This is a genomic window from Mesorhizobium sp. L2C084A000 (assembly GCF_000502875.1).
In the GTDB taxonomy this organism is placed as follows: Bacteria; Pseudomonadota; Alphaproteobacteria; order Rhizobiales; family Rhizobiaceae; genus Mesorhizobium.
In genome coordinates this window covers 196,494-208,492 of record NZ_AYWX01000002.1, presented here as the reverse complement: position 1 = coordinate 208,492, position 11,999 = coordinate 196,494, and the positions used below count along the sequence as shown (strand labels likewise).

General features: G+C 63.7%; 12 protein-coding genes and 1 pseudogene. 9 read left to right on the top strand and 4 right to left on the bottom strand.

Annotated features, from left to right (window positions below):
• The first annotated feature begins 2 nt into the window (after positions 1-2).
• From X735_RS160220 to X735_RS160230, 4 genes and pseudogenes are all read left to right on the top strand, one after another.
• Positions 3-590 (top strand): thiamine pyrophosphate-dependent enzyme, encoded by a 588-nt coding sequence (locus tag X735_RS160220; protein WP_023809529.1) that lies wholly within the window; start codon positions 3-5, stop codon positions 588-590.
• An 8-nt stretch (positions 591-598) separates the two neighbouring features.
• Positions 599-2,060: pseudogene (locus X735_RS01000000165565) on the top strand (aldehyde dehydrogenase).
• Positions 2,061-2,154: 94 nt separating this feature from the next.
• Positions 2,155-2,934 carry an SDR family oxidoreductase gene (locus tag X735_RS160225; RefSeq protein ID WP_023809528.1) on the top strand — a complete coding sequence of 260 codons (780 nt, stop codon included), beginning with the start codon at positions 2,155-2,157 and terminating at the stop codon, positions 2,932-2,934.
• A gap of 20 nt (positions 2,935-2,954) precedes the next feature.
• The gene (locus X735_RS160230; RefSeq protein WP_023809527.1) at positions 2,955-3,404 is read left to right on the top strand and encodes a VOC family protein; all 450 of its coding nucleotides are present in this window, start codon (positions 2,955-2,957) and stop codon (positions 3,402-3,404) included.
• Positions 3,405-3,450: 46 nt separating this feature from the next.
• Here the strand turns inward: X735_RS160230 and X735_RS160235 are convergent, their stop codons facing one another.
• Together X735_RS160235 and X735_RS160240 are read right to left on the bottom strand one after the other, a co-directional pair.
• Positions 3,451-4,104, bottom strand: a complete 654-nt coding sequence (locus X735_RS160235) for a GntR family transcriptional regulator (RefSeq protein WP_023809526.1) — start codon at positions 4,102-4,104, stop codon at positions 3,451-3,453.
• 106 nt (positions 4,105-4,210) lie between these two features.
• Complete coding sequence (locus X735_RS160240) at positions 4,211-5,389, bottom strand: FAD-binding oxidoreductase (protein WP_023809525.1); 1,179 nt, start codon at positions 5,387-5,389, stop codon at positions 4,211-4,213.
• Positions 5,390-5,592: 203 nt separating this feature from the next.
• On the opposite strand from X735_RS160240, the gene X735_RS160245 reads away from it, so the two are divergent.
• From X735_RS160245 to X735_RS160265, 5 genes are read left to right on the top strand one after another with little or no spacing between them, the layout of a single operon-like run.
• The gene (locus tag X735_RS160245) at positions 5,593-6,795 is read left to right on the top strand and encodes a pyridoxal phosphate-dependent aminotransferase (RefSeq protein WP_023809524.1); all 1,203 of its coding nucleotides are present in this window, start codon (positions 5,593-5,595) and stop codon (positions 6,793-6,795) included.
• A gap of 8 nt (positions 6,796-6,803) precedes the next feature.
• Positions 6,804-7,253, top strand: coding sequence for an acetyl-CoA carboxylase biotin carboxyl carrier protein subunit (locus tag X735_RS160250; RefSeq protein ID WP_023809523.1), 450 nt, complete (start codon positions 6,804-6,806; stop codon positions 7,251-7,253).
• 5 nt (positions 7,254-7,258) lie between these two features.
• Positions 7,259-8,632, top strand: a complete 1,374-nt coding sequence (gene accC, locus X735_RS160255) for an acetyl-CoA carboxylase biotin carboxylase subunit (RefSeq protein ID WP_023809522.1) — start codon at positions 7,259-7,261, stop codon at positions 8,630-8,632.
• Entirely contained in the window at positions 8,622-9,011 is a 390-nt protein-coding gene (locus X735_RS160260) for a biotin attachment protein (RefSeq protein WP_023809521.1), read from the top strand. Before accC ends, X735_RS160260 begins: the two co-directional genes overlap by 11 nt.
• A 37-nt stretch (positions 9,012-9,048) precedes the next feature.
• Complete coding sequence (locus X735_RS160265; protein ID WP_031212611.1) at positions 9,049-9,822, top strand: 5-oxoprolinase subunit PxpA; 774 nt, start codon at positions 9,049-9,051, stop codon at positions 9,820-9,822.
• 49 nt (positions 9,823-9,871) lie between these two features.
• Here the strand turns inward: X735_RS160265 and X735_RS160270 are convergent, their stop codons facing one another.
• Together X735_RS160270 and X735_RS160275 are read right to left on the bottom strand one after the other, a co-directional pair.
• Positions 9,872-10,897, bottom strand: a complete 1,026-nt coding sequence (locus tag X735_RS160270) for a proline racemase family protein (RefSeq protein WP_023809519.1) — start codon at positions 10,895-10,897, stop codon at positions 9,872-9,874.
• A gap of 42 nt (positions 10,898-10,939) precedes the next feature.
• The gene (locus X735_RS160275; protein WP_023809518.1) at positions 10,940-11,971 is read right to left on the bottom strand and encodes an Ldh family oxidoreductase; all 1,032 of its coding nucleotides are present in this window, start codon (positions 11,969-11,971) and stop codon (positions 10,940-10,942) included.
• Positions 11,972-11,999 lie beyond the last annotated feature (28 nt).

Genomic DNA, 11,999 nt, shown 5'->3' with positions numbered 1-11,999 from the left:
ACATGAATTTACCGACGATGGACCGCCGGGTTGCGGTGAAGAAGCTGCTTGACGCCCGCGACGGAGCCCTGGTCGTGACCGGTCTCGGCTCGCCGAGCTACGACGTGCATGCTGCCGGTGACCGCAACGACAACTATTATCTGTGGGGCGCCATGGGCGGTGCTGCGCTGATCGGCCTGGGGCTTGCCCAGGCCCAGCCGCAGAAGCGGGTCATGGTGATCACCGGAGATGGCGAACAGCTCATGGCGTTCGGTTCGCTGGCGACGATCTCGGTGGCGCGGCCGAAAAATCTCGACCTGATCGTGCTCGACAATCAGCATTTCGGCGAGACCGGCATGCAGTCCAGCCATACCGGCAAGGGCATTGGTTTCGACAAGGTCGCGGCCGCTTGCGGTTTTTTGAAGACCGCCGAGCTGCGTACGCTGGAGGAGGTCGACACGCTGTGTGAAGAGCTTCGGCATCCGGCCGACGGTCCGCGCCTTTTCGTGCTGAAAATCACCGCCGAGAACCTGCCGCGCTCGCTGCCGCCGCGCGACGCGGTCGAGGTCAAGAACCGCTTTCGCGCCCATCTGGGCTTTACCACCTGTTGAGGACCGATATGGCGCTGGTCAGTTTCCAGAACACGGTCGGCGGTCGGTTGCAATCGACAGCCGATACATTCGAGAGCCATGATCCGTTCACCGGCAGGCCCTGGGCGCTGATTCCGCGCGATGGACAGGCCGAGGTGGATGCCGCCGTAGCCTCCGCCAAGGCTGCTTTCCGGTCGAAGGAGTGGGCCGGGATCACGCCCACCGCGCGCGGCAAGCTGCTCGTGCGGCTGGCTGAGCTGATCGCGGAGAACGCGGATCGCATTGCCGCCATCGAGACGCGCGACAATGGCAAGCTGCTCACCGAAATGACGGCACAGCTGCGCTATATCCCGGAATGGTTCCGCTATTTCGGCGGTCTTGCCGACAAGATCGAAGGTGCGGTGCTGCCGATCGACAAGGCTGGCATGTTCGCGTTCACCCGCCACGAGCCGCTGGGTGTCATTGCAGCGATCGTGCCCTGGAATTCGCCGCTTTTACTCCTGACATGGAAGCTCGCGCCGCTGCTGGCGGCAGGCAACACTGTCGTCATCAAGCCGTCGGAACACGCCTCGGCCTCGACGCTGGAGTTCGTGAAACTGTTTGCGCGGGCAGGCTTCCCGCCCGGCGTGGTCAACACCGTTACCGGCATGCCGCTTGATGTCGGCGCGCCACTCGTCTCTCATCCCGACGTCGCCAAGATCGCCTTCACCGGTGGTGAGCCTGGCGGGATCGCGGTCTATCGAGCGGCTGCCGAACAGCTAAAAGTCGTCACGCTGGAGCTCGGCGGCAAATCGGCCAACATCGTCTTCGACGACGCCGATATCGAGGGCGCGGTCAACGGCGCGATCTCAGGCATCTTCGCCGCCAGTGGCCAGACCTGCATCGCGGGTTCGCGGCTGCTGGTGCATCGCAAAATCCACGACCGGTTCGTGGAGAGCGTCATAACGCTGGCGGCCAGCGCTCGACTGGGCAATCCGGCGCTGCAAGAGACGCAGGTCGGGCCGATCACCACGCAAGCCCAGCGCGAGAAGGTGCTGTCCTATCTCGGCATCGCGCGCCGCGAGGGTGCGCTTTGCGTGCTGGGCGGCGGCAAGCCGGCCTCGGGTGAATTGGCCGAGGGCTGGTTCGTCGAGCCCACCATCTTCACTGGCGTGAACAACACCATGCGGATCGCGCGCGAAGAGGTGTTCGGACCGATCCTTTCGGTCATTNCCTACACGACGCTCTTCCGATCTCAGCCCCTACGGGCTGGCGGCAGGAATATGGACCAGCGACATGGGCCGGGCGTTGCGCGGCGCGGCCGCAATGGAGGCGGGGATGGTCTGGATCAATTCATACCGTGCCGTCTCCTACATGGCGCCCTTCGGCGGCTACAAGAGGAGCGGTATCGGGCGCGAAAGCGGGCAGGATGCCATCAATTCCTATCTGCAGACCAAGACGGTGTGGATAGACACCGCCGGCAAGACCGCCAATCCCTTCGTTATCCGCTAGGCTAGGCTTCGGTGGGAGAATCCCCATCCGTAGCCAAGCTCGGCCCATACTCCTTGAGACGGTGGCCGACTTACAAATGATCGAAGGATTGGACATGAGACAGGCAGGCAAGGTGGCGGTTGTCACAGGCGCGGCGCGCGGCATCGGACGCGCTTGCGCGGAACGCTTTTTGGCCGAAGGCGCGAAGCTCGTGCTCGGCGACATCAATGCCGTGGAGCTAGAAAAATGTGCCGCTGAAATCGGCACCACCGACAGCGTCCTGGCGGTCGTTACGGATGTCAGCAAGAAGGAACAGATCGATGGGCTGATTGCAGCGGCGGTGGCGAAGTTCGGCCGTGTCGACATCATGGTCAACAATGCCGGCATCGCTCCGGTCCAGGACTTTCTCGACATCACAGAGGCGGACTACGACAGGGTTCTCGCCGTCAATCTGAAGGGCGCGTTCATGGGCACCCAGGCGGCCGCCCGCCAGATGATCGCGCAAGGTGGAGGCGGCGTCATCATCAACATGTCGTCGATCAATTCGGGCCTCGCCAACCCGCGTGTCGCCACCTACGCGATCTCCAAGGGCGGCATGAACCAGGTCACCAGCACCGCGGCCGTCGCCTTCGCTCCCCATGGCATCCGTGTGGTCGGTGTCGGCCCGGGCACCATCGCCACGGACATGGTCATGGACGGGACATTCATCGATTCGGAAGAAATGAGACGGGCGGTCCTTTCGCGTACACCGCTCGGGCGCCTCGGCACGGCAGCCGAGATCGCCTCGGTCGTGGCGTTCCTGGCCAGCGACGACGCTTCCTACATCACCGGCGAGACGATCTACCCCGACGGGGGGCGCCGCGTGCTGAACTATACGGTCCCGATCAAGGAGTGAGAAGAATGGGGAGTGACGACATGGGTAATTTCGAAAAGCTGCATCACATCTGCATCGTCGTGCACGATATCGACAAGGCGCAGGCCTACTACGACTCCATCGGCATCGGGCCATGGGAGCCCTATCCGCCGCTGGCTGAATACGAAGAACTGCAGGTCCCAAGCCCCGAGGGTTTCAAGGCGATGCAATATCGGATTTGCAACTTGCCGAACGTTCAGCTGCAGCTGTGCCAGCCAAACGGCGATCCTTCACCGCAGCGAATTCATCTCGACAGCAAGGGTGAAGGTGTCTTCCATATCGGCTTCGAGGTTCGTGATGCGGACGCAGCCGAAACCAAGGCGAAAACCGACGGACTTGCCGTGCTGATGCGCGGGCGCCGGGAAAACCGCACCGGCTTCACCTACTACGACACAGCCGACAAGGCAGGCGTGATCCTGCTGACCCGGGCGACCAATCTGCCCGGCAAATGATCTTCGCGCGAAGGATTGGGGCTGGACAAGGAGACGGGGCGACTGATCAGCTGCCCCGCAATTCCTCAAGCCGGTCGACCAGGAATTTGCCGCTGGTGATGATATGCATTTCCAAAAGGCCGACGGCGCGCAGCGTATCCTTGGCTTCGCACAGGTCGATGAGCTGCCAGTGGTCGCGGTCGGACTGGGCCTGGATTTCGGTGAGCGTCACCATCATGCGCGTGTAGCGTTCCAGCTGCTGGTAGATGCGCCCGACCAGTTCGATCGTCGCCTTGCGGCCGGACGGCGCGTAGAGCGCGGCGTGGAAGTTCCAGTTGAGCTGGTTCGAGTACTCGCCTGTCTTGCCCTGCTCCTGGTGCTGCTTTGCGCGCTCGCGGGCCAGCGCGAGGTCTGCCTCCGTCATCCTTGGAATGGCCAGGGCTAGCAGCCATGTTTCGATCCGGGCTCGCAATTCGTAGAGCTCGAGAATCTCGTCCAGGGAAATGGAGGTAACGACGGCGCCCTTGTGGGAAACCAGCGTGACGAAGCCTTCCGAATGAAGCTGATGCAGCGCCTCTCGCACCGGAATTCGGCTGACGCCGAACTCGGTGGCCAGATGCTCCTGCCGCAGCTGAAAGTTGGCCTCGTATTCGCCGATCAGGATCTTCTGCCTGATGGCATCGGCGACCTGGGTCGAGATGGTTTTCTTCTGTACGAGCATGAATCAGCCTGAGGCGGCCGCCGTGTTTGTTGACTGGCGCCGTTTTGATTGAAGAAGTGGACGCATAGCACCGTTGTCACTGCGATGCCATGTCGCCCGTTTCGCTTCAGTAGACATGTTCCTCGATAGGCTGATTGCCAGCGATCCGTTCGTAGCGGAAGGCCGAGAGGTCGACAGATCGGTACTCGCCGTAGGCAATGAGGTCGCTGACGCCCGACCCGGTCGCCGCCGCGTGCATCATGCCGTGGCCGCTGAAGCCGGTGGCCAGGACGAAGTTCGAGATCTCGGGATGCCGGCCGATGATGCCGCTGTGGTCGAAGGTGTTGTACTCGTAGAGCCCCGCCCAGGCGCGCAGCATGCGCAATTGTTCGAAGCCTGGCACACGATAGGCGAGTACTGGCCAGATCAACTCGTCGAACAGGTCGTAGTCCACATCCAGGCCGAAATCGTCCGGGTCGTTCTCGCGTACCGGTGGAATACCGCACAGGAAGAGCTGACCTTCCGGCCGCAGCCAGAGGCCGCTTGTGTCGAAGATGAAGGGGCAGTTCTCGATCCTTGCCGGTGTTTCGAAGACGAAGACGCATCGCTTGCTCGGGACGACCGGTAGGTCGGCGCCGGCCATCCTGGCAATGCCCGCGCTCCATGGCCCGGCCGCGTTGATCACCGTGCCGGCGGCAAGCCGGTCGCCATTGTCCAGAACCACTTCGCCAACCTTGCCGGGAGACGCCATGGTCAGTCCGGTCACGGTCGCGGCAAGATAGTCCACGCCCTGCGTGCGTGCCTTGCGGCGGAATGCCTGCATCAGGCCGGGGCCGTCGAACCAGCCTTCGCTGCCAAGGCCGAGCGAGCCAAGGGCGAGATCGTCCGTGTTGAGCCATGGGAAGCGTCGCGCCAGATCGGCCTGCTCGATCAGTTCGGCGTCGACGCCCATGCCGCGCTGAACGCGGTTCTTGGCACGCTGCGCGTCGGCCCGCTCGGGTGTCGCCAGCACGAGGTAGCCGGGCTCATGCAGGCCGATGTCGGCCAACTCGTCGCCGATGGCAAGCCGCGTCTTTACCTGGCGCAGGAAGTCGATGCTGAACTTCGACATGGCAATGTTGGGCGCCGTGCCGAACTGCTGGCGGATGGCGCTGGTCGACAAGGAAGACGAGGACGCCGTGTAGTACGGGTCCCGCTCGATCACCGCGATCCTGCCATCGAAATCCGGATTGGCTGACAGAAAGTAGGCGATCGAGCTGCCGACAACGCCGCCGCCGACGATCACCACATCATAGTTTGTGCCCATACCAATCGCGTTCCCTATCTCGAATATCATCCGCGGCGACAAGGATTGGATATCTTCCTCTATCGGTCCACGTCCAAAACGAGACATAACCCGGTCTTCGATGCAGAAAAAGAGGTTTGACGTGAAAAACAGAATACATTATCCAATTTGTAACAGATATCACCTGCCCGGCAACGTCGCGGCAGCCATGCCGAGGATTTCCCGTGGGCCTCATCGCTCCCCGTCTCGACGTCATCAAGCCAAGCCCCAGCATGGCGGTCACCGCGCGGGCAATCGAAATGCGTTCGGCCGGCATCGACGTCATCAGCCTGAGCGCCGGCGAGCCGGATTTTCCAACGCCACCGCACATCGTCGAGGCGGCCTACGAGGCGATGCGCAGGGGGGAGACGCGCTATACGGCGGTCGACGGCACCGCCGCGCTGAAGAAGGCGGTGGCCGGAAAATTCAGGCGCGAGAACGGCCTCGATTACAAGCCTTCGCAAATCAGTGTCGCGGGCGGCGCCAAGCAGATCATCTACAACGCCCTGCTGGCAACGCTGGCCCCCGGCGACGAGGTGGTTGCCCCAGCGCCCTATTGGGTTTCCTACACCGACATCGTCCTGCTCGGCGAAGGCAAGCCCGTGGTCGTTCCCTGCACGGAGCCGCAGGGCTTCAAACTGACACCGCAAGCCCTGCGAGCCGCGATCACCGGGCGCACCAAATGGCTGCTGCTCAACACGCCTTCCAACCCGACAGGCGCCGTCTACAGCCGCGACGAACTTGCGGGGCTGGCGGGGGTGTTGCTCGATCACCCGCATGTGCACGTTCTGACCGACGACATCTACGAGCATATCCTGTTCGATGGACGAACCTTCCATACCATCGCCGGCGTCGAGCCGAGGCTGAAGGACCGTACGCTGACAGTGAACGGGGTGTCGAAGGCCTATGCCATGACCGGCTGGCGGATCGGCTATGCCGGCGGGCCGGAACCGCTGATCCGCGCCATGGCGACCGTGCAGAGCCAAAGCACGTCCAACCCGTCGTCCATCTCGCAGGCCGCGACCATTGCCGCACTGGAAGGTCCTCAGGACTTTCTTCGCCCTCGGGCGCTTGAATTCCAGGCACGGCGCGACCGCGCTTTGGATCTGCTGCGCGCGATTCCCGGTCTCACCTGCCGGACGCCCGAGGGCGCCTTCTATCTCTATCCCAATTGCTCGGCCCTGATCGGTCGTCGCCGCCCGGACGGCACTCCTATCGGCAGCGACGACGACTTCTCGCTTTACCTGCTCGATCAGGCGCGGGTCGCGGTGGTGCAGGGCTCTGCCTACGGCCTGTCGCCGCATTTCCGCATTTCCATAGCCACGTCGATGGACCTGATCGAAAAAGCGATCGGGCGTATCGCCGAGGCTGTCGAAGCGCTGCGGTAGGGCCGGCGATGGATCTCGACTTCGTCCAGAAGCTGATCGAATTTGTCTCGCGTTCGCCCATTGCCGAGTTGGAGATCGAGCGCGATGGCGTTCGTATCCGCATGTCCAGGCAGGGGGTGCTGGCGCAATCCGCGTCGCAGCCTTCGCCGCAGTCGGGGTCAGCCGCCGGCCCTGCCGTCTTCACAAATCCGGCTTCGACAGCTCCGCCCATCGCGCGGCATTCGATCCGCGCGCCGCTGACCGGCGTGTTCTACCGTTCCGGCACCGAAGGCGAACCGCCGCTCGCTTCGGTTGGCGATGTGGTCGTGGAAGGGCAGAAGGTCGGTGTCCTCGAAGCCATGAAGACGTTCAACGTCGTGGAATCCGATCGCGCTGGGCGGATCGTCCAGATCGCGTTGGACGACCATGCCGCCGTGCAGTCCGGCGATGTGCTGTTCGTTCTCGAAGATTTGGGCTAGCGGCGATGTTCGACACCGTCCTTATCGCCAACCGCGGTGAAATCGCGCTGCGCATCCTGCGCGCCTGCCGCGATCTCGGATTGAAGACGGTGGCAGCGCACTCGGAAGCCGACGCGAGCCTTCGCCATGTCGCGCTGGCGGACAGGGCGATCTGCATCGGGCCGGCTGCGGCGACGGAGAGCTATCTCAATATCGCCGAGATCATCGCGGCCGCGCAACTCACCGGCGCGGGCGCGATCCATCCGGGCTATGGTTTCCTCTCGGAAAACGCCGCCTTCGCCGAGGCCGTCGAAAATGCCGGCCTCGCCTTCATCGGGCCGTCGGCCGCGGCGATCCGCACCTTGGGCGACAAGGTCTCCGCCAAGCGCACGATGATCGCTGCCGGCGTTCCCTGCGTTGCAGGGTCGGAGGGGGCGCTGCCGCAGGACGAGCAGGCAGTGCGCGCCATTGCCGAGGCCATCGGCTATCCGGTCATCGTCAAGGCGGCGGGCGGCGGCGGCGGGCGCGGCATGCGCATCGTGCGCGAGCAGCGCGCTCTGTTGGAAGCCGTTTCGATGGCGGTGAAAGAGGCGGACCGGGCCTTCGGCAACCCGCAAGTCTATCTGGAGAAATTCCTTGAGCACCCGCGCCATATCGAGATTCAGATTCTGGCGGACAAGCATGGCAAGGCGGTGTGGTTAGGCGAGCGGGATTGCTCCATGCAGCGCCGCCACCAGAAGATCATTGAGGAGGCGCCGGCGCCCGGCATCGCCCGCGAGGCGATTGCCGAGATCGGCGAGCTGTGTGCCCACGCATGCCTAACCATCGGCTATACAGGCGCGGGCACGTTCGAATTCCTCTACGAGGACGGGCGCTTCTCTTTCATCGAGATGAACACCCGCGTGCAGGTGGAGCATCCCGTCACGGAACTTGTCACCGGCATCGATATCGTGCGCGAGCAGATCCGCATCGCCCGGGGCGAAGCCCTGTCGTTCAGCCAGGAAGACATCCGCATCCAGGGCCACGCCGTCGAATGCCGCATCAACGCTGAAGATCCCTACAGCTTTCGCCCGCATCCGGGCCGGGTCGAGCGCTGGACGCCGCCCGGCGGCCCGGGAATCCGCGTCGAATCGCATCTCTACTCCGGTTACACCGTGCCGCCGCACTACGATTCCCTGGTGGCCAAGCTGCTGGCGCATGGCGCGACGCGGGCCGAGGCGATCCGGCGCATGAGCGGCGCGCTGGGCGAGATGGAGGCTGTCGGCATCGCCACCAACGCGCCGCTCCACGGCCTCCTGATGGAGGAGCCCGGCTTTGCCGCCGGCGGCTTCGATATCCATCATCTTGAACGTCTCATTGAAGGCGGTCTGCTCCAGGGACGAGGCGGCGATGACGGTTGAGGAGCTCGAAAGGCTGGCCGGCTGGTGTGTTAGCGCCGGCATCGGCGAGATCGAAGTGTCGGAGGCCGGCTTTTCGTTGCGCCTGCACATGCAATCCGTTGTTCCCTCGACACCCGCGGCCGAAGCCCCGAAGGCCGAAACGGTCTTCAAAGGCGTGCGCGCGCCCGGCGTCGGCGTGTTCCGTCTCGATCATCCAACGACCGGTCGGCCGGTTGCCGACCCTGGCCAGGTGGTTCGCAAGGGCGAGACGGTCGGCGTCCTGCAGGTCGGCCCATGCCTGAAGGCCGTGCTCGCGCCGGTAGACGGCGTGCTGGGCGCGGCGCTGATCGAGGACGGAGCGGTCGTCGGCTACGGCACGCCGCTCTACGAGCTGGTGTGAAGCAAAGGCGATGGTTCGAACCACTGAGGAAAGCGCCATGGCGGCCCAAGGATTGCAGGTCGATATCAATTCCGACATGGGCGAGGGTTTTGGAGCCTACAGGCTCGGCGACGATGCGGCGATCCTCGACATCGTCAGTTCCGCCAATGTCGCCTGCGGCTTTCATGCCGGCGACCCCGAGATCATGGCTGCCACCTTCTCGATGGCGCGCGACAAGGGCGTTGCCGTTGGCGCGCATCCGAGCTTCGCCGATCTGTGGGGGTTCGGACGCCGCATCATTCCGCATTCCATGGATGAGATCGAAAGGCTGGTCGCCTACCAGATCGGCGCGGCGCAGGCGCTTTCCGCCTATGCCGGCCACCCGATCCACTATGTGAAGGCGCATGGCGCGCTAGGCAATCTTACCCAGACCGATCGTGGCGTCGCCGAAGCGGTGACGCGCGCGGTCAAGGCCGTCGATCCCGGCCTGATCTGCCTGGTCATTGCGCTCGGCTTCCAGGACAGGATCGCGCGCGACGCTGGGCTGACGGTCAGGTCCGAGATATTCGCCGACCGCGCCTATACGGAGGAAGGCTTCCTTGTTTCGCGCAAGCTGGAAGGCGCTGTCATCCACGACGCCGAGAGGGCAGCCGAACGGGTCGTCCGAATGGTCAAGCAAGGCGCCATCGAGACGCTTTCCGGGCAGATGCTGCGGACGCCGATCGATTCGATCTGCGTCCACAGCGACACGCCGGCTGCCGTCGCCATCGCCGCGCATGTCAGGAGACGGCTTGAGGCAAGCGGCGTCAGGGTCAGAGCGTTCGCGGCCTAAGCGACCGAACGGTTACGCGGCCGTGCCGAAGGGCACGGCCGCGTCCGTTTCAGAACCAGACGTCGCTGAGGCGATGCCCTCGTGGATAAGGGTCTGTCGGGTCGAGGCCGTACTGGCCAATGCTGGTAATCCAGGCCTGCCCGGCAATGGTGACCACGACAGCGTCGCGATCGCCGACGCGCGCATTGGCGATCACCCGGGAATCGAAATGGGTCCCGATGATCGACTTGTTGCGGAACAGCTCTCCCTTGGCGATCTGCCCCTTTGCCGACATCACCGCCAGCCGCCCGGTGGTGCCGGTGCCCGTAGGCGAGCGGTCGAGCCTGCCATGCAGACACACCGTGCCGTTGACGCTTTCCACGCGACCGTCGACGCGCTTGATCGGGCCTTCGAAAATCACGTTGGACACGTCGCGGATCTTAGCGTTCTCCGGATGCACGACAACGAGCTGTTCGTTGGCCGCCTTCTTGATACGTTGGCCCATCAGCGACATCTGGTGTGCCTCGTCGGGTGTTATGGAAAAGCCCAGTGCGCGCGCGTTCACATGGGCGAAAGTCATGCCGCCATAGGAGGTGTCGACGGTGATCGTGCCGAGCCCCTCGACTTCGACAGGTGTGTCGAGGTGGAACGCGAAAGCCGGCACATTGGTGAACTCCACCTGCTTCACCTTGCCGTTCTCGCAGAGGCAGCGCACCTCGATCATGCCGGCCGGCGCCTCCATGCGCAGCCGCGTCTCGGGTTCCTTCATCGGCACCATGCCCGTTTCCAGCGCCACGGTGGCGACGCAGATGGTGTTGGAGCCCGACATGGGCGGGTATTCGGTGCTTTCAATTATGACGTAACCGAGATCCGCCGAGGGATCGCAAGGCGGCAGGATGATGTTGCCGTTGACGTAGGGCGCACCGCGCGGCTCGAACAAGAGCAGCCCACGAATGTCGTCCATATGCGCTTCGAGATACTCCTTCTTTTCGAACATGGTCTTGCCCGGAACGTCCTTGACGCCTCCGGTGATCACATTGCCGACTTCGCCCTCGGCATGGCAGCCGACGACCGTGAATGTTTTCGTCCAGCGCATTTTTCTCCTCCAGTGATTGATCTTGGCCCTGGCGATACCGATTCAGACCGTGTCGAGCCCCCGTTCGAGAAAACGATCGAGTTGTTCCATTTCCTGGTGCGAGAGGACGATACCGTCGCGCTCCGACGTCTCGCGGGCTAGGAACCGCCTTTGCGAGGGTAGGCGCGCACCTTGGCCCAAGATCGCCTCGAACAGCGCTTCAGCACGGCCCAGCGGATTGCCGGGCCGGCCGGCGGCGAAGGCTTTCGGCGAGAAAGCGATGACCAACTCTCCGTGCGACGGATAAAGCGTCGTGGTGCCAAGCAGCTCGAGCGCCCCGGGGCTGGTCAGGTCGCCGATCATGATCCCGGCGAGCAGTTCGATCATCGTCGCGATGGCGGAGCCTTTGTGCCCGCCGAAGGGAAGCATGGCGCCCGCCAGGGCAGCTTCGGGATCGGTCGTTGGCCTGCCGTCCGAATCCATGGCCCAGCCTTCCGGCAGCTTCTTGCCTGCCCGGCGGTGGAGCTCGATCTCGCCGCGCGCGGCAACCGAGGTCGCGAAGTCGAAAACGTAGGGAGGCTGCTCTTTACGCGGCCAGCCAAAGGCAAAAGGATTGGTGCCCAGCAACGGTCCGTTGCCACCGGTCGGAGCGACGGTGGCATAGCTCGGGCACATGGCCAGGCCGGCAAGGCCTGCCTGGGTCAAGGCTTCGACTTCCACCCAAAGGGCGGAAAAATGCACGGCATCGTTGATCGCTAGCGCGGCGATGCCGCAGGAGCGTGCCCGCTCGACCAGCACCGGCAGGCCCAGTTCGAAGGCCGGGTTGGCGAAGCCGTGCTTCGCATCCACTTTCACAATGGCGGGAGCGTCTTGCGGCAACAGTTCGGGCACCGCGTCTGGGTTTACCTTCCCTGCCTTGATCGTTCGCAGCGCGCCTTCGATCCGGTAGATACCATGCGATTTGCAGGCATCGCGCTCCGCCGCGACGATGACCCGTGTGATGGCGCTGGCCTGGATGGGGTTCAGTCCGGCCTTGCGGAAAATTGCATCGACGCGCTTATGCAAGGCATCGATGGTGAGGGCGGTATTGTTCATTTCTGGCCTTCGGGTTTGGCTGCGCGCA